The following is a 16,595-nucleotide window of genomic DNA, read 5'->3' as shown; positions in this document are numbered from 1 at the left end:
TGGTCCTCATGCTATCTCTTTCTTTATCAAAGAGGACGGAGGAATAACATGATAGCTTACGTGATTCGAAGATTACTTCATACGGTTTTAGTTGTATTTGCGATATCATTATTAATCTTCTTTTCTATCCGCCTGACGGGGGACCCGGTGACGGTAATGTTTTCCGCAGGTGAACCAACGAAAGAAGCAATAGAAGAAGTAAGAAGAAATCTCGGGCTCGACCAGCCGCTTTATGTGCAATATTTAATCTTTTTAAAAGGACTTGTAACATTTGACTTTGGCGAATCTTTCCGCAGCCATATGCCGGTCATGGATTTAATTATGGAAAGAGCGGGTGCCACATTAGCGCTTGCCATCGGCGGAACAATCGTTTCCATCTTAATCGCCTTTCCGGTCGGAATTATTTCAGCCGTGAAGCGCGGTTCCATTGTCGATTTCTTCGGGCGTATTTTTTCCTTGATTGGTATTTCTTTTCCTAACTTCTGGCTAGGAATCATGCTGATTTTGATATTTGCCGTTAATTTGAAGTGGCTGCCTTCCTCAGGCTTTGAAGGACCGCAGCATCTGATTTTGCCTTCGATTACATTGGGGATGATTTTGTCCGGTATATTGGCAAGACTCGTCCGCTCTTCCATGCTCGAGGTCATGAATCAGCAATATGTGTCAACAGCAAAGTCAAAGGGAATTAGCGATTGGGCGGTTATCATCAAGCACGCTTTCCGTAATGCCTTGCTGCCGACCATCACATTCCTTGGTCTGCAATTTGGCTCCTTACTCGGCGGAACGGTCATCGTGGAAACGATTTTCTCATGGCCTGGGATCGGCCGTTTGATCATCGATGCCATTAACCAGCGTGACTATCCCGTTATTCAAGGCGGCGTTATTTTCCTAGCTGTCATCATGGTGGTAGTGAATTTAATTGTCGACTTAAGTTATTCATTGATTGATCCAAGAATTAAGACCGGAGGGAGTGGACGAGCATGACAACCTTACAACAGCAGGTTCAGGAGGAGGTTGCCATTCTTCCGAAAAAAAGAACCTTTCTTCAAAGCTTTTGGCGTTTTGTGAAAAAGAATCCGGCCGGCTTCATCGGAATTTTACTAGTCCTTTTAAGTGTAAGCTGTGCTCTTTTTTCCCAATGGATTGCGCCACTAGATCCGGGTAAAGCAAGTTTATCCTCACGACTTTCACCGCCGTCCTGGGCAGATGATACTGGCAAATCCGTGTTTCTCCTCGGGGCTGACCAGGTGGGCCGGGATTTATTAAGCAGAATTATTTATGGTGCGAAGATTTCATTAATGGTCGGCTTTTTCGGCGTATTGATTTCGATGATTATTGGAACCATCCTTGGCCTGATTTCTGGTTACTTTGGAAAATGGATGGATGATTTAATCATGAGGGTAGCCGATATTCAGTTAGCCTTTCCGTTTATCCTGTTTGCGATTGTCATCATGAGTGTCCTCGGAACGGGGATTTGGAAAATTATCCTTATTCTAGGATTAACGTATTGGGTCGGTTTTGCCCGTCTCATCAGAGGACAGGTTATTTCGCTGAAGGAGCAGGAATATATTCAGGCAGCAAAAGCGATTGGCGGCACTCAGTTCAGGATTATTCGTAAGCATATTTTGCCGAATGTCATGTCATCCATTCTCGTTCTGGGAACGATGTATATTGCGGAGTTTATTTTACTAGAAGCTTCCTTAACTTTCTTAGGATTAGGCGTTGACCCGACGGTACCATCATGGGGAGGCATGCTGGCTGATAGCCGTAACTATGTCACAACAGCCTGGTGGACAGCAACCTTCCCAGGGATCGCGATTATGTTGACTGTTTTAGGATTCAATTTACTTGGGGACTGGCTACGTGACAAATTTGACCCGAATATGAAAATGTAGGTGATGATCTTGAATAATATCCTGGCGATTTGGACGAAGGAAGGACTTCTTCGGGATAAAAATGGCGATGGTGTGGTGGACGGAGTTTCTGTTTTTATCGATTTGCCGGAGGGGCTTGCACCGGCTGGCTTAATCGATTTCAGTGCCCGTCTGGGATATGAAACTACTTCTCTATCATTTTCGTTTTTTGAACCAAGTGATGAGGCTGTGAATATCCGTTTTGCTGGTTCAAGTTCAAAAACAGAAGCACGATGGGAAAACGGAGAAATTACTATTTCTTATAAAAATGAATCGGAATTGTCATTGTTCCTTCAGTTTTTGGCAGCGATGAAGCCGGAAGCCGGGATGGAAAGTCCGGTTGTTGAATTAAGAGACGGCCACTTATATGCAGGTACCGACTTGGTTGCGGTGAACTGGGGCTGGGAAGAGGTGAGCCAAACCGGGGCTGAATCAGAACCTAAAGTTTATTCTGATATCCACAGCCTAAGCCATATTTGGAGTTTTTCCGGGTTTGGCAAAAATCAGGAAGCCTCTCCTTCGAAGTTACTAAACTTAAATATATCAGTTGAGAAACCATTAGTGACAACAAGTGTATTACGTGAAATTTGTTATTTTGCAGCTAGAGCTGCCATGTATTCTACGAGTATTGTTTTTCCGATTACGGGGAATAAGGCTGCCAGGTTTCAGTTTGATATAAAAGAGGGATCTGATTCAGCGGTGCTTGAGCTTTTAGATTCAAACCAACTCCGCTTAACTGGGAAGAAGGAAGCACTGCCTGCCGCTCTGAATGAATTGGCGAAAGCTAAGCATTGGAGTGAAGGAGGAGCATTTGGCTATTGGGAACAGGAACATCTATTATCCCAGAAAAAAGAAGCTCCGCTTTTGTTTGAATCGGTATGGTCAGGCGACCGGGAAGTGGATTTGGCATTTAAGGTATTAGAAGAATCCAAGAATCTTGAGGCAGCGAATGTTGAGATTTTCTTATCGGAACCATTAGATGTCAGAAACCGTCTGATGGCTGAGTGGATAGCAATTTTTCCAGCTATTCACTCCCTATCCATTCGCTCTGCCTTTAAGCCTGGTTTTCATTGGATTATGGAAGAGGTTCTGCCTTCCTTGCAAACTGCAGGGGAGACGATTGCAAGAATGGATATTTATGTGCGGGAGGAACAAGGGGAGATGGGGCTCGAGCTTCCGATTCGCTGGATTCAGGAGCTGTATCCTGTGGACCGTTGCCTGGAAGAGAGGCTGGGTCTGAAGGCAGATTGTGTCCAATTCAAGCTGGTGAAGGACCTTGTCCATACATATGAGGTCCATATATGGAATGAGAAAGAGGAAAAGCAGCTTGCAGGCTGTCTGGATGTCCCTGTATCCAAGTTGCCTTACCTGGATCATCAGCGTTACGTTTATCCTGTTTCAAGTGCCGTTCGCATTAATGGGGATGGAGGACGTAAAGAAGAACATCTCATTCAAACGGACCGAGAACGCTTTTACTGTTATTATGTCGAAGAAGTGCTGCCGAAGCTTAGGAAAGAAGTTTCAAAGTACAATCCCGGCCAGGGCCGCAACCGTCCATTATTCGACCGGATTGAAATCGATGTCTGGATGAGTGAAGAGGAACAGAAGCTTGGGGTGGACGAGGAACGTATTTCTTCACTGGAAGCTCTCCACGAAGATCTTTATTTTAATACGCTCGATTACTTTGCCTATATGGGAGAAGAACTGGAAGGCAAGTCGTTTGATGCACCTGGGGGCGTTCATCCATTTATGCATGTAAGAGTCGGCGAAAAGCCGGAAGCTCAGATTCGCGTGTACAAATGGGAAGATAAGCCGCTGGAAAACCTGGTGACAAAAGCGATTTCCTTTACGGATGATGGCAGGTTCTCAGAAGCCGTTATGTCAAATGGGGAAGTGGACGTAACCCTTGAAATTAAGAACTTTGACAGACCTACCCAGCATATACATCCTGATGTCCAGCAGTGGCTGAACACGCCCTCACCATATCGTATTGTCTATCCGGACTACTCCTATCTAGGGAAGGCGATTCCGGTGATCGAGTGTTTCTTGGATGCTGGTGAAGAGTTCTATTCTCCTTTGAAAATGTCTCTTTTTAAAAAGACTGTGTTCATAGAAGCAGGACATCATTCGAATGAGGTATCCAGTACACCTGCGATCTTTCAGTTTATGAATCGTGCCGGGGCTGAATATGAAAACTGGCTGAAGGAAGTCAACGTGGTGATCCTTCCATTGGCAAACCCAGATGGATATGAATTGCTGACCAAGCTGACTGAAGAGCATCCGGAATGGAAGCATCATGCGGCCAGGTACAACGCGGTAGGGTTGGAATATTCCTTGGTTCGCTTCCATGAAACAGTTTTTGGAGAAGCCAATATTTATCCGGAAGTGCTGAAGAGATGGGCTCCTGATGTCATCATTGATGATCACGGCATCCCTTCACATGAGTGGGTGCAGCCATTTGCAGGTTATAACAGTCCGCCGCGTTTCCCGGTTTCTTACTTTTTGCCAAGTGCGAAAATCTACGGCATCGCTCGGTTATCGAACGGAGAGTATCGTACTCTGCATGAAGATAATGTAGATAAAATTGTTGGTCAGGTCAGCATCCGGATTCGTGGGACGCGGATTGAGGAAGAGAATGGTTATTGGCAGGGGCGTTTTATAAAGTACGGAAACCAGTGGCTTCCAAATGTTTTTCCAATTGAAGAGGCGCCGGGGATTCATTTTTACCGCTCCGCTTCGGTGGCACCGTCTTATAGAACAATTGGAATCTCGAGGTACCCAGAGTGGATTGCGGCCGAGATCATTTCTGAAGCAGCCGATGAAGTTGTATACGGTGAAGTGCTTCAAAGCTGCGTCGAAGCGCACATAGTCTTTGATTTAGCGATTTTGGAGGCTCTTCAAAAAGCTGCAATCGAGGTCAAGCGTGACGACCAAGACGGTTTCACTTTGGAACGGAACAGGCCGATTCGATTGTAAAGTAAATGTCACTGCAATTGTATTTGCAAGAAACTAATCATTTAACGATTCGCTGATATGTTTGGAAATTCGCTGATATATTGAAAAATCCGCTGATATCTTTTGGAGATTCGCGGATAAATTAAAGCAATCCGCTGATATCTTGGGGAAATTCGCTGATATAGCCGGATATCTTTTACAAAAACACTTTTAATAAAACCAGGGGGAGGGTTTTTCCAATGAAAACACTTTTACTAACAGGCTTTGAGCCGTTTCTATCCTTTACGATTAATCCAACAATGCGAATTGTGGAAGAACTGAACGGCCAGGAAATTGGCGGCTACAAGATCCAGGGTGAAATCTTATCGGTAGATTTTAAGAAAGCAGGGAAACAGCTGTTGGAACACCTAGAAACAATCAAGCCGGACGCTGTGATTTCCTTAGGCTTAGCGGGCGGCCGCTTTAAAATGACACCGGAACGAATCGCTATCAATGTCAATGACGGAGAACCAGACAATAGCGGCAACACACCTGTTGATGAAGCGATTCAGCCTGAAGGTGCGGACGGGTATATGTCAACCCTGCCGATTCGGGCCATGGTTAACCAATTGAAGGAAGCTGGTCTGCCGGCTGAAATCTCTAACACGGCAGGAACGTATTTATGCAATCATGTCATGTATCAAAGTCTGCATTATGCAAAAACACATAACAAGAAAATGCCTTCCGGTTTTATTCATATTCCTGCTTCCCATGAGCTAGCGATTCAACACGGAAAAATCCCAAGCTGGTCGCATGAGGATTTAAAACGGGGGATCTACACTTGCATTCAAGTGTTAGCAGAACATGAGTAGCACAAAAGTTATTTTTCCAAAAGTAAACATCACGGGGGAACGCAGCATTCGCTTTGCCTTCAGCAATCAGGTCGGGAAAGAAATCTTTAACCAGGTGCAAAGCTTCTGTCACATGTTGGAAAAAGAATCTTTTTTAATTGAAGAAGTGGTCCCAAGCTACCACACGGTAACAGTTTACTTGAAGAAGGATTTGGAAAAAATAGAACCCTTCATTCAATCGGTACTGGCAAAATGGGAACAGCAATCAAAAGGGGAACCTGATTGGAACTCCAGAAAACTGCAAATTCCTGTTTGTTATCATGAAGAGTTTGCTCTGGACATGGAAAGAGTGATGGAGCATACCGGATTGCGGAACAGTGAGATTATCACGCTTCACTCCCAAACCGTGTATACCACCTATATGATAGGGTTTTTACCGGGATTTCCGTATTTAGGAGAGCTAAATCCAAAATTAGCGACACCTAGGCTTCCGAACCCGCGGGCAAAAGTTCCAAAGGGGACGGTTGGCATTGGTGGCAGCCAGACGGGGATTTATCCAATTGAATGTCCTGGCGGATGGAATATTATCGGAAAAACACCGCTTGAAATTTATCGGCCTGACCGGGAGGAACCGTTTTTTATCCGTACGGGGGACACCCTTCGGTTTGTTGCCATCTCGCAAGCTGAATTTAGTGCCATCCAAACGCAATTAGTAAAGCATCCTGAATCTATTTGTGAGTTTATCAAAGAGAATTAGTAAAAGGGGATTTTTAGAAGGGAGGGGCTTTATGATGAGAATCGATATAAATGCCGATGTGGGAGAAAGCTTCGGCGCCTACACCATTGGGGATGATCAGAATCTTTTTCAACATATTACATCTGCAAATATCGCCTGCGGCTTTCATGCAGGAGATTTTAACGTAATGAATGATACGGTTAGAAAAGCGAAGGAAAACGGCGTGGCGATTGGCGCCCACCCCGGGTATCCGGACCTTCAAGGATTTGGCCGGAGAAACCTGCAGATGACACCGCGGGAAATTTATAATTGCTTAGTCTATCAAATTGGGGCACTAAAAATGTTTGCACAGGTTCAGGGGTTGGCTATTCAGCATGTAAAGCCTCATGGGGCCTTATACAATACGGCGGCTGAGAATCCGGCAGTGGCAAAAGCCATCGCTGAAGCTGTGTATGATACGGTTCCGGATGCTTATTTATTTGGGTTGTGCAATAGTGAACTTGTGAAGGCTGGAAAAGAAGCAGGCTTGAAAACAGCTTCCGAAGCGTTTGCCGATCGGCAATATACGGATGACGGACGGCTCTGTTCAAGGCTTTTGCCAAATGCTGTTTTGAAAAACCATGATGAGATTTTGCAACAGGTGAAAGAGATTATTTTCCATAAGCGGGTGAAGGGTATTTCAGGAGGCTGGATTCCTTTGCAGGCAGACACGATTTGTTTTCATGGGGATGGAGCAAATGTGGTTGAACATACCGCTCTGATTCGCAAAGCTTTAGAACAGGAAAATGTTCTTGTCCAATCGATCGGAGCACTTGCATGATTCCTTTATTGAAGGTTCGAAAGGCAGGAGTTTATGGCTCCATTCAGGATAAAGGAAGGTTCGGCTTTCAGCGGTTTGGCGTTCCTGTATCTGGACCTATGGACGCCTATGCTTACGAGATAGGAAATTACATTTTGGGGAATCCTGCCGGCAGTCCGGCGCTGGAAGTGTTTTTAGGCGGGCAAGAATTTGAGGTTTTGTCAGATCACCGAATCGTCATCACAGGAGCGGATCTAGGGGCCAAGGTGGACGGAAAAGCTGTTCCGCTCTGGAAAACCTTTTCGATACATCAAGGACAGACATTAAAGTTTACTAGCCCAAATAAAGGAAGTATCGCGTATGTGTTTCCTGAAGGTGGATTTCATTCAGAAGAACTGCTTGGCAGCGCATCGGTATATCCAAAAGGGCTTCTGGGGAGTTCCCTTAAGAAGGATGGAGTCCTTTACGCAAATAAAGAGAAATGGGCTGGGTTCCATCGAGGATTGATTCCAAGTGAAATCCCAGATTATTTAAACGAGGTTGAGGTTAGTGTCTGGCCTAGTCCACATATAGAGATGTTTGTACCAGAAAGCTTAGAGGAATTTTTCCAAACTCTGTATACGATGAGGAGCGGGGACCGGATGGGATACCTTCTAAAAGGTCCTGAGCTAAGGTTTAAAAACGGAGGAGATATCCTCTCGGAAGCCACTCAATTTGGGACCATCCAAGTTCCTAACAGCGGTCAGCCCCTCATCCTAATGGCCGACGCCCAAACGATCGGCGGCTATGCCACAATCGGAAAAATTGCTAAAGAGGATATAGGGAAAATCGCCCAGCTTCGACCGGGCGGAAAAATCCGTTTTAAAATTAGAGGTCAGGTCCTATCGCTTTAACAGGAAAGTGAAGCGGGAGCCTGACCCTTTACTTTTATGGGGGTACTGAAGCGAACAGGGACCGGCCCTTTGACGCATTATTTAAATATTTGTAGGACTGTCCCCTTGCCATCCGTAACTTCTACCTCCGCAAAAGCCCCGTTGATAAAAGTAACCTGCGGCGGAACATGGCCGCAGTCGATATCATATACAATCGGTATTTGCAGCTCGTCAGCAAGGTCCTGGTAAACATCCTCAATTGTATAGTTCTCTACCGGCATATTCGCCGGACTCCGACCGAACAGCAGACCGGAACAATTGTCAAACCAGCCAGCGAGCTTCATTTGCACTAATGACCTCCGTAAATCAGTCGTACCTAATTCGCAATTCTCTAAGTACCAAATGATCGGTTCTCCAGAGATGTGCTGTCTTCTAAAGCTTTGAATGTCATCATATGGTGTACCGATAAGATGTCTGATGATGTCCACACACCCGCCGAGCAGGCGCCCACTAATTTTAACAGTACTACTAGAAGTGGTTTTCCACCGGGTCTCCTCGGTTAAATGAAATACACAAGGGGATGGGTTATCGTGCTGCCATTCCTTTTGATAAAGGGGAGAGGAGTGCTGAAGGACAGACCCGCCGCTTGCTGTCGATAAGACGGTCTCCCACATTGCAGTGGTTTCGTCCCAATATTCTCCCCTTAAATCAATAAGGTTCGTCCCGTGAGCCGTTGCGATCCCTGTTTTTAAGGTAATAGCCAGCAGCAACGCGCTGGTATCCGAGTATCCCATCACCCATTTGGTTTTCATATTTTCAAAGTCTATATATTCGAGAATTTCAACTAACAATTCTCCGCCCCATGGGGGAATCATGATGTCAATTTCAGAATCAGCCATCATCGAGTTGAATTCGGCTGCCCGTTTAACAGCAGGGGCTGATTTGGCTTTTTTCTGCGTCCAAACGGTGTCTCCACATACAGTTCGATAGCCCTTCTGTTCCAGTCGGCTGCAGGCAAGCTTGATTAAGCCATGCAATCCAGCAGGTATGCCCGACGATGGTGCTGTCACTCCAATCGCGGCACCTTTTTTCAAAAAAGGATAGGTAATCATGAAAATCCCCCTCGGCTAATTTTGATAATTTTACCAAATTACATATATCTTATAAACTATTATCTTCAAAAAACTTTTCAAACGTTAAATTAAATTTATAAATTATTAAAACGATAGACCTGTCAGCAGAAATCAAAGGAAAATAATAAGTACTACCATTAATGGAAAATGTTTACTTAGCACCCTGTTTCTTCATATAATAAAGATGTTGGATAATAGGGTGAGATGGAGGCGAAACATTATGTCTAACGATAATGAGGTTTTATTAGATAAAGGAAATCAAAATGATCCAAAAATAAAAATGGAAAGGAAAGAGGGAGAGCCGACTTCAGCTTTCAAAGGGGCTTCTTGGGCAGCGCTATTAGTAGGTGTTATCGCTTATCTTATCGGCTTATATAACGCAGCGATGCAACTCAACGAAAAGGGATATTACTTTGCCGTTTTAATATTCGGACTCTATTCAGCGGTATCTTTACAAAAAGCAGTAAGAGATAAAGATGAGGGAATACCAGTTACTAATATTTATTATGGCATTAGTTGGTTTGCACTTATTGTATCTATTTCATTAATGGCCATTGGTTTATACAATGCGGGAAGTATTGATTTAAGCGAAAAGGGATTTTATGGTATGGCATTTGTTCTTAGTTTATTTGCCGCTATAACGGTTCAAAAGAATATTAGAGATACACAGAGGGTTAGAGAAAGAGATTGATTTCGGCAGCATCGCAGAATGGAAAGAAACGAACAAGCATAGGTAACTAAAAAGGAGTTCTGAAACCAAACTTGGTTCAGAACTCCTTTTTTTAAATTAATCTTTAATAATTAACCCCATCAGAGTAGAAAATTGCAAAGCCTGATGCGTTGAAACTTTGCATCCTTTTAAATCTTCAATAGCGACGGTCAGTGTATTAAAATTCGAGGAACTGATATCTACGCCTTTTAGGGATGTGTGGTCAAAGCTGGCTCCATCAAGATTACAAAATTGAAATTCGGTACTTTTGAATTTACAGTCATAAAAATCGGTACTCTTTAATGAACTATCTTGAAAAAGTACTTTTTCAAACTTAGAACTGGCCAATGCCGTTAAGTTTAAGATGGAATTAATAATCTGGACGTTTCCAAATCGGGAGTCTTCAAAATTTACCCCTAATAATTTGCAATCCTTAAAGATGACCCTGTGAATCGAAGATTTGCTTAAATTGGCATTCGATAAATCGCAGTTTTCAAAGATTACATCCGTTAGGTCCATTTTTTGAAAATCAGTATTGGTGAACCGGCAATTCTTCAACACCACATTGTAAAGCCGGACACGAACAGCGGCTTCATTTTCAAAAACGGAGTCGCTAATCACGCACATTTCTAATTCCGGATCTTCTTCATAAAAAATTTCGTGGAAATTCCTGTCACGTAACTCGTCAGGAATTTTAGGCGCGTCTATTTTCATATGTTTTTTAGACCCCAATAAAATTAATAGATGAGCGCAGTCCCTCAAGTGCAAACCCGCCGATGTATCGATACACAAATAAGGCGATGATTGGCGAGAAATCGATTGGACCTAAAGGAGGAATGAATTTCCTAAAGACACTTAAATAAGGTTCAACCAGCTTATAAATCCACTCGCCCACTTTTGTTGCTTGAAAACGCGGGAACCAAGAACCAAAAATCGATATTAAAATTAACCAATAATATGCCTCAAAAGCATACTGTCCAATTAGCATAATATAAGAACCCAATTTTATATCTCCTGCCTATCATAATATTTAGAATGGTACAAACATGTATTACGTATTAGTCTATATAAAGTTTCACCAAAAGGGAAGAAAATTGACCATTAAAAAAGCAGAAAAGACTTGGTGCATGTATCTGAACACTTCTAATAAATTGAAGCTGTTTCGAACAGTTGATATAATGAAGAAAACTATTGTGAAAATTCAGTAAACAGGGAGATGTCCTTCTAATGTCGGGAAGTTTAAAAATGTTTCCAAGCCTATGTCCGTTAACGAGCTTATTTTTCATGCAGCTGTCAGGAAAGACCAAAACGAAACCTTCACAAAAATTGAATGATTTCCCGATTATCCTTGTCCATGGATTAACCGGCTGGGGCAGGGATGAAATGGGAGGTATTAAATATTGGGGTGGAGTCCGCGACCTCGAAGAGTACTTAAATGAAAAAGGACATAAAACCTATACAGCTACAGTGGGACCTGTTTCAAGCAACTGGGACCGGGCCGTTGAGCTTTATGCGTACATCAAAGGCGGAAAGGTAGACTATGGGGCGGCCCATGCTAAAGAGCACGGGCATGAACGGTTTGGCAGAACCTACCCTGGGATATACAGCCAATGGGATGCCACCAAGAAAATTCACCTTGTCGGGCATAGTATGGGTGGACAAACCATCAGAACCTTGGTTGAACTGCTGGAAAATGGAAGTGCTGCTGAAAGAGAATACTTCGAGCAGCATCCTGAAGATGGATTATCCGATTTGTTTAAAGGCGGAAAAAGCTGGGTCCATAGTGTAACAACCCTTGCGACTCCCCACAATGGCTCAACGGTTGCGGACGAAGAAGAAATGACACCATGGTTGAATCAGATGGTCTTTTACGCTGGGAGTTTATCAGGAGCAAGTGATGAAAACATCGTCTATGATTATAAACTTGACCAATGGGGACTAAAGCGGGAAGAGGGAGAGTCCTACCTGGAATATGTCGACAGCGTATTCAATAGTGCAATTTGGACAAGCAAGGACAGCAGTCTAAATGATTTAACTACTTATGGAGCGGCTAAGCTAAATCATTGGGTGAAGACGCATCAGAATGTTTACTATTTTTCTTATACTGGGGATGCCACCTATAAAGGCGTTCTGACCGGCCGTGCGTATCCGATGTTTAACATGAATCCATTAATGAAAGGTTCCAGCATGTTTATGGGAGCTTATTCGAGAAAAAGCCCCGAGCCTGTGATTGATTCTGCCTGGTGGCCGAATGACGGGATTGTAAATGTAGTCTCTTCGAAATACCCGCTCGGTCATGCTCATAAGGGGTATGATGGCTACGTTGAAAAAGGAGTATGGAATCACTTTGCTGTGCAGCCAGGCTGGGATCATTTTGATTTTATCGGGATCGGATCTGAAGATAATCTTGCCTTAAAAGATATCTACAGTTTTTATAAAGGAATTGCGGACAACCTGCAAGGGTTGCCTGAATAAAATTTTTTCAGAATAAGGGGTATTAAAAATGTATATTCCAAACCATTTCAAAATAGATAATGAAGAAATCCTCTATGAATTTATGGAGAAAAACAGCTTTGCCACATTGGTTTCGCAGCATAATGGGGAACCATATGCCACTCACCTTCCATTAACCTTTCATAAAAAGGAAGGTATTTTATATGGCCATTTTGCTCATCCAAACGGACAGTGGAAAGATATTGAAAATCAAAAGGTTCTAGCCATTTTTCAAGGCCCGCACTGTTACATCTCCCCTTCATGGTATGAAACCAATAAGGCTGTGCCAACCTGGAATTATATTGCCGTTCATGTATATGGCCAATTGGAGATTGTTGAAGATCCTCAGGAATTATACGACTCGCTAGTAGAAATGGTAAGTACATATGAAAAGCCCGATAGTTCCTATCAGTTAAAGGATGTTGATCCTGGTTTCATTGAAGGAATGGCGAAAGGTATTGTAGGTTTTCGGATCAATATTACTAAAATTGAGGGAAAAGCAAAACTTAGTCAAAACCACCCAGTTGAACGTCAAGAATTGGTTATCAATCAGCTAGAAAGCTCATCCGACCAAAATGATAGACTTATAGCTGACCTGATGAGAAATAACCTTAAAAAATAACTTTTAAAGCTGACTTAAAAGGACAAGTGGAATATTGTAGAAAAAAGGGGAAAACACATTGAAGATTGTTATTGCAACCGATTCGTTTAAAGGATCACTTACTGCAAATAAATAGAGAATTTCCATAGTATTAATAGGATTTATTTTAAAAAAACTTTTAAGAGGTGTTTTTAATGCAGCAAAGTGAACAACAAAATAACAACTTAAAAGCTCCAAAAGCCTTTGCCGAAATTACAACAGACGGGTCATTTAAACGCCAGACCAATAGATTTACTACTCCATTTGGAAGCAAGGAAGGCGAACTTCCGGTGGAGGCAGGAAGATATCGACTCCTATGGTCGGCTGTTTGTCCCTGGGCACATCGCTCCGTAATCGTTCGTAGAATTCTAGGATTAGAAAAGGTCATCAGCCTGGGCACCGCCAGTCCAATGCGTCCCAAACTCCCCCATGTCGATTGGGAGTTTTCCTTAGACGAGAATGGCGTCGACCCTGTTCTGGGCATTCGCTATATGAGCGAAATTTATAAAAAGTCCGATTCCGATTATTCAGGTCGTCCGACAGTGCCGGCATTGGTGGATATAAAGGAACAAAAGGTCGTCAACAACGATTATTTTAAACTAACAAACTATCTTGAAACAGTTTGGGCGCCGTTTCATAAGGAAAATGCTCCGGATTTGTATCCTGAACGATTACGGGATGAGATTGATGACTTAAACGACGTCATCTTCCACGATGTGAACAATGGGGTCTATAAATGCGGCTTTGCCCAGTCGCAGGAAGCCTACGAAAAGGCCTATGACACGCTGTTCGCCAGATTGGATGAATTGGAGGATCGGCTTTCAACTAATCGCTTTTTATTCGGCGATTATATTACGGATTCGGATGTCCGACTTTATGCGACACTCATCAGATTTGATGCAGCGTATTACTCCGCCTTCAAAGCCAATCGAAACCGGATTGTTGATTTTCCGAATCTTTGGGGCTATTTGCGTGACCTATACCAGACGCCTGGCTTTGGTGATACAACGGATTTCCATGCCATCAAAGTGCATTATCATTTATCGAATCATATCGCCAGCGATGATCAGAAGAGCTTTCATATTTTACCAAAGGGCCCGGATTTATCTGGCCTTACTAGCGAACATCACCGAGAGCGATTAAGCAATCGAGCGGAGAAATTTTTGAAAAAGTAGGAGTTGAGCAAGCTGTGTTGATACGAGATGCGAATTTGGAGGAATTACCGTTTATTCGTGAGCAGCGAGTCAGTGCGTACGAAGAGCATGCCCTAAAAATTCCCGCTGGGCATTGGGAAGCATTGAAAAAAGCTATTTCTTCGGAGGCGGACTTACAGCAGGGAGTGGAACGGATTGTAGCTGAAATAAATGGAGATATCGTCGGTAGTGTGATCTTGTTTCCGGCAAAGTCGGATGCCTATGAGGGAGAAGTAGAGGAACTGGACTATCCGGAAATCCGCATGCTTGCCGTCGCACCGGCAGCGAGGGGAAAAGGTGTCGCTGCCTCCTTGGTCGCGGAATGCATCCAACGGGCAAAGGTGCAGGGGTACTCTTCGATAGGTCTTCATACCGGCCAATTTATGGAGAGTGCGATGCGATTGTACGAACGCCTCGGCTTCGAACGGCTGCCCCAATTTGATTTTGAACCAGCCAATGATGGCATAATCGTAAGGGCCTACCGGATGAGTTTTTAAAAAAAAGACCCCTAAATAGGTAAAAGGCGGTGAATTCAGTGGAGAAGCAGAAGCTAATAAAGATTTTTAATAAGCAGGCAGGAAAATATGACAAAAGACGAGAAGACCTGAGCCAAAAACGATGGCGGCAAAAACTTTTAAGCCATGCAGAGGGCGAAGTGCTGGAACTGGCGGTTGGAGCTGGAGCAAATTTCCCCTACTATACTCCCGGTGTTAAAGTGACTGCCACGGATTTTAGCAGCGCAATGCTTGAGAAAGCAAAGCAGGCGGCAAAAAACTATGGCATTCAGGCTGATTTTGTCAGCGGGGATATTGAAAAGATGGAATTTCCGAATGATTCCTTTGATACCATTGTTTCGACATTATCCTTTTGCAGTTACAACAACCCCTTAGCGGTACTGGAAAAAATCAATCACTGGTGCAAACCGAGCGGAAAGATCCTGCTGATGGAGCATGGCATCAGTACAAACTTTGCAGTCTCTATTCTCCAAAAAACACTGAACCCGCTTTTATACCGATTTTATGGATGCCATCACACACGGAACATCTTAGAAATAATCAGGGAGTCCGGAATGACTGTTGAAAAATCAGAAAGCTACTGGGTAAACATGGTTCATCTGATTTGGGCAAAGCCGAAAAAATAAAATGGAAAATTAGTGATAAAAGGTATTGGTCATAGCATAAACCCAATACCTTTTTTCTTTGCCAATAGGCAAACCTGGGAAGTGCTTTTTTTGCAACTCTTGAAAACCCTTGCAGGAAAAAAGGCATAAATCGAGAAGTCTATTACTAGAAAAGTATATTCGGAAAGCAACATTGAAATATGAATACATGATAGAAAATTTATGGGGGAAGGGGAGTCTAAAACGAATGTTATCATTTGAGGAAAAAAAGGAGATTTTCCGCACTTTCAAATTGGAGGAGAAGGAAATCAGCAACGGCCGGGTGAACTTTAACTATCCCGAGAGCAAGCAAAGAGGGCTGGTTTTGGCAAGGGAATTGCAGCAAAGCGGCAATGGCTATGTGCTGGGCAAGTACATGTCTGAAGAAGTCATTAGGAAAAACAACTACACGGTTGACCCGCGCGGCTGGATTTCGGTAAGAGATTTTACCAAGGCTGAGTTAATAACTGTCATTGTTGAGGCCATGAAGTCCATGTCCGGGCTGGCCATCGAAGTAGATGCGTTTTTACAGGCACAGGGTCCATTGAAAACTGTTAGGACGACGCCGAGGAAAAAAGTAGTCAGTATTAAGGCAGTCAAGGATGCAAAACGGAAACCTGTTGAAAGCAAAATACAAGCTCCGGAAAAAGAAACATCTCCAAAAGTAGAGGAAGTCAAGAAAGAACCCTTTGAAGCTTCTAAACCGGCGGCTCCCGTGAAAGACGATGATTTTTCAAAGGAATTGGAAAGCTATCCCCTTTCCTGTTTGTTTTTCTGGACGGGGCTGACAATGTCGTTAATGGAAACTGGCTTCCTGATGTGGAGGAATGCGGTACGGAGTTATGGGGAAGTAAGGCGCGGAATAACAAGGAAAGAATAGGATTTAGTTAGCCTGGTTAATATACCGGGCTATTTTTATTCCAACTTAAAGTTCAGAGTTTCCTGGACGGCCCATCTAATACGCCCATGAAAAAACATACCTGGTTAATTCCAGATTTTTATTATGACCCGGACACCCCATCTGATAAGCAGGTATATAGGTTCTATAAGATCAAAGCCCAAATCAATGAATTCCCAGCGCTCCCCCTTCTTTTTCTTCTTTTTCTCTTTCATCTTAAATTCCATTTAAATATCCCCCCTGTAGATTTTATTACGTCTATACC

At 43.4% G+C, this 16,595-nt stretch carries 18 protein-coding genes; 14 read left to right on the top strand and 4 right to left on the bottom strand.

Annotation, left to right across the window (positions count from 1 at the left end; genetic code table 11):
• Window positions 1-48: 48 nt before the first annotated feature.
• The 7 genes from nikB (at window position 49) to KHA99_RS15415 (ending at window position 8,126) form a co-directional block, all read left to right on the top strand.
• Window positions 49-984: a nickel ABC transporter permease gene (gene nikB, locus KHA99_RS15445; RefSeq protein ID WP_213118368.1), complete on the top strand. Its 936-nt coding sequence runs from the start codon at window positions 49-51 to the stop codon at window positions 982-984.
• Window positions 981-1,895, top strand: coding sequence for an ABC transporter permease (locus KHA99_RS15440; protein WP_213118367.1), 915 nt, complete (start codon window positions 981-983; stop codon window positions 1,893-1,895). Before nikB ends, KHA99_RS15440 begins: the two co-directional genes overlap by 4 nt.
• 9 nt (window positions 1,896-1,904) lie before the next feature.
• Complete coding sequence (locus KHA99_RS15435; protein ID WP_213118366.1) at window positions 1,905-4,889, top strand: M14 family metallopeptidase; 2,985 nt, start codon at window positions 1,905-1,907, stop codon at window positions 4,887-4,889.
• Window positions 4,890-5,107: 218 nt separating this feature from the next.
• Window positions 5,108-5,719 (top strand): pyroglutamyl-peptidase I, encoded by a 612-nt coding sequence (pcp, locus tag KHA99_RS15430; RefSeq protein ID WP_213118365.1) that lies wholly within the window; start codon window positions 5,108-5,110, stop codon window positions 5,717-5,719.
• The gene (gene pxpB / locus KHA99_RS15425; RefSeq protein ID WP_213118364.1) at window positions 5,712-6,455 is read left to right on the top strand and encodes a 5-oxoprolinase subunit PxpB; all 744 of its coding nucleotides are present in this window, start codon (window positions 5,712-5,714) and stop codon (window positions 6,453-6,455) included. Before pcp ends, pxpB begins: the two co-directional genes overlap by 8 nt.
• A gap of 31 nt (window positions 6,456-6,486) precedes the next feature.
• On the top strand, window positions 6,487-7,254 hold the full coding sequence (locus KHA99_RS15420; RefSeq protein WP_213118363.1) for a LamB/YcsF family protein: 768 nt from the start codon (window positions 6,487-6,489) through the stop codon (window positions 7,252-7,254).
• Window positions 7,251-8,126, top strand: coding sequence for a 5-oxoprolinase subunit C family protein (locus KHA99_RS15415; RefSeq protein WP_213118362.1), 876 nt, complete (start codon window positions 7,251-7,253; stop codon window positions 8,124-8,126). Before KHA99_RS15420 ends, KHA99_RS15415 begins: the two co-directional genes overlap by 4 nt.
• A 77-nt stretch (window positions 8,127-8,203) precedes the next feature.
• Here KHA99_RS15415 and KHA99_RS15410 read toward each other — a convergent pair whose 3' ends face one another.
• Window positions 8,204-9,217 carry a S66 family peptidase gene (locus tag KHA99_RS15410; protein ID WP_213118361.1) on the bottom strand — a complete coding sequence of 338 codons (1,014 nt, stop codon included), beginning with the start codon at window positions 9,215-9,217 and terminating at the stop codon, window positions 8,204-8,206.
• 241 nt (window positions 9,218-9,458) lie between these two features.
• Here KHA99_RS15410 and yiaA point away from each other — a divergent pair, with 241 nt between their 5' ends.
• Window positions 9,459-9,929: an inner membrane protein YiaA gene (gene yiaA / locus KHA99_RS15405; protein ID WP_213118360.1), complete on the top strand. Its 471-nt coding sequence runs from the start codon at window positions 9,459-9,461 to the stop codon at window positions 9,927-9,929.
• A gap of 96 nt (window positions 9,930-10,025) precedes the next feature.
• Here the strand turns inward: yiaA and KHA99_RS15400 are convergent, their stop codons facing one another.
• A complete protein-coding gene (locus KHA99_RS15400) occupies window positions 10,026-10,661 on the bottom strand; it encodes a pentapeptide repeat-containing protein (protein WP_213118359.1) in 636 nt (211 codons plus the stop codon).
• 7 nt (window positions 10,662-10,668) lie between these two features.
• The gene (locus KHA99_RS15395; protein WP_249366693.1) at window positions 10,669-10,950 is read right to left on the bottom strand and encodes a YggT family protein; all 282 of its coding nucleotides are present in this window, start codon (window positions 10,948-10,950) and stop codon (window positions 10,669-10,671) included.
• A 224-nt stretch (window positions 10,951-11,174) separates the two neighbouring features.
• Between KHA99_RS15395 and KHA99_RS15390 the strand changes: the two genes are divergently transcribed.
• From KHA99_RS15390 to KHA99_RS15365, 6 genes are all read left to right on the top strand, one after another.
• Window positions 11,175-12,422, top strand: a complete 1,248-nt coding sequence (locus KHA99_RS15390; RefSeq protein WP_213118358.1) for an esterase/lipase family protein — start codon at window positions 11,175-11,177, stop codon at window positions 12,420-12,422.
• A 28-nt stretch (window positions 12,423-12,450) separates the two neighbouring features.
• The gene (locus KHA99_RS15385; RefSeq protein ID WP_213118357.1) at window positions 12,451-13,062 is read left to right on the top strand and encodes an FMN-binding negative transcriptional regulator; all 612 of its coding nucleotides are present in this window, start codon (window positions 12,451-12,453) and stop codon (window positions 13,060-13,062) included.
• A 173-nt stretch (window positions 13,063-13,235) separates the two neighbouring features.
• Entirely contained in the window at window positions 13,236-14,255 is a 1,020-nt protein-coding gene (locus KHA99_RS15380; RefSeq protein WP_213118356.1) for a glutathione S-transferase family protein, read from the top strand.
• Window positions 14,256-14,269: 14 nt separating this feature from the next.
• Window positions 14,270-14,770: a GNAT family N-acetyltransferase gene (locus tag KHA99_RS15375; RefSeq protein WP_213118355.1), complete on the top strand. Its 501-nt coding sequence runs from the start codon at window positions 14,270-14,272 to the stop codon at window positions 14,768-14,770.
• 38 nt (window positions 14,771-14,808) lie between these two features.
• Window positions 14,809-15,414, top strand: coding sequence for a class I SAM-dependent methyltransferase (locus KHA99_RS15370; RefSeq protein WP_213118354.1), 606 nt, complete (start codon window positions 14,809-14,811; stop codon window positions 15,412-15,414).
• A gap of 226 nt (window positions 15,415-15,640) precedes the next feature.
• Window positions 15,641-16,312 carry a hypothetical protein gene (locus tag KHA99_RS15365; protein ID WP_213118353.1) on the top strand — a complete coding sequence of 224 codons (672 nt, stop codon included), beginning with the start codon at window positions 15,641-15,643 and terminating at the stop codon, window positions 16,310-16,312.
• A 104-nt stretch (window positions 16,313-16,416) separates the two neighbouring features.
• Here the strand turns inward: KHA99_RS15365 and KHA99_RS15360 are convergent, their stop codons facing one another.
• A complete protein-coding gene (locus KHA99_RS15360; protein ID WP_213118352.1) occupies window positions 16,417-16,557 on the bottom strand; it encodes a hypothetical protein in 141 nt (46 codons plus the stop codon).
• Window positions 16,558-16,595: the final 38 nt, after the last annotated feature.

Origin of the sequence: Neobacillus rhizophilus, assembly GCF_018343535.1 — a bacterium.
GTDB lineage: Bacteria > Bacillota > Bacilli > Bacillales > Cytobacillaceae > Neobacillus > Neobacillus rhizophilus.
Note: the sequence above shows the minus strand (reverse complement) of the source record. Positions and strands in the feature narration are given on the sequence as shown.

Coding starts and splice junctions, on each gene's coding strand:
- nikB (WP_213118368.1), top strand. CDS start 49: ATGATAGCTTACGTGATTCGAAGATTACTTCATACGGTTTTAGTTGTA.
- KHA99_RS15440 (WP_213118367.1), top strand. CDS start 981: ATGACAACCTTACAACAGCAGGTTCAGGAGGAGGTTGCCATTCTTCCG.
- pcp (WP_213118365.1), top strand. CDS start 5,108: ATGAAAACACTTTTACTAACAGGCTTTGAGCCGTTTCTATCCTTTACG.
- pxpB (WP_213118364.1), top strand. CDS start 5,712: ATGAGTAGCACAAAAGTTATTTTTCCAAAAGTAAACATCACGGGGGAA.
- KHA99_RS15420 (WP_213118363.1), top strand. CDS start 6,487: ATGATGAGAATCGATATAAATGCCGATGTGGGAGAAAGCTTCGGCGCC.
- KHA99_RS15415 (WP_213118362.1), top strand. CDS start 7,251: ATGATTCCTTTATTGAAGGTTCGAAAGGCAGGAGTTTATGGCTCCATT.
- KHA99_RS15410 (WP_213118361.1), bottom strand. CDS start 9,217: ATGATTACCTATCCTTTTTTGAAAAAAGGTGCCGCGATTGGAGTGACA.
- yiaA (WP_213118360.1), top strand. CDS start 9,459: ATGTCTAACGATAATGAGGTTTTATTAGATAAAGGAAATCAAAATGAT.
- KHA99_RS15400 (WP_213118359.1), bottom strand. CDS start 10,661: ATGAAAATAGACGCGCCTAAAATTCCTGACGAGTTACGTGACAGGAAT.
- KHA99_RS15390 (WP_213118358.1), top strand. CDS start 11,175: ATGTCGGGAAGTTTAAAAATGTTTCCAAGCCTATGTCCGTTAACGAGC.
- KHA99_RS15385 (WP_213118357.1), top strand. CDS start 12,451: ATGTATATTCCAAACCATTTCAAAATAGATAATGAAGAAATCCTCTAT.
- KHA99_RS15380 (WP_213118356.1), top strand. CDS start 13,236: ATGCAGCAAAGTGAACAACAAAATAACAACTTAAAAGCTCCAAAAGCC.
- KHA99_RS15365 (WP_213118353.1), top strand. CDS start 15,641: ATGTTATCATTTGAGGAAAAAAAGGAGATTTTCCGCACTTTCAAATTG.
- KHA99_RS15360 (WP_213118352.1), bottom strand. CDS start 16,557: ATGGAATTTAAGATGAAAGAGAAAAAGAAGAAAAAGAAGGGGGAGCGC.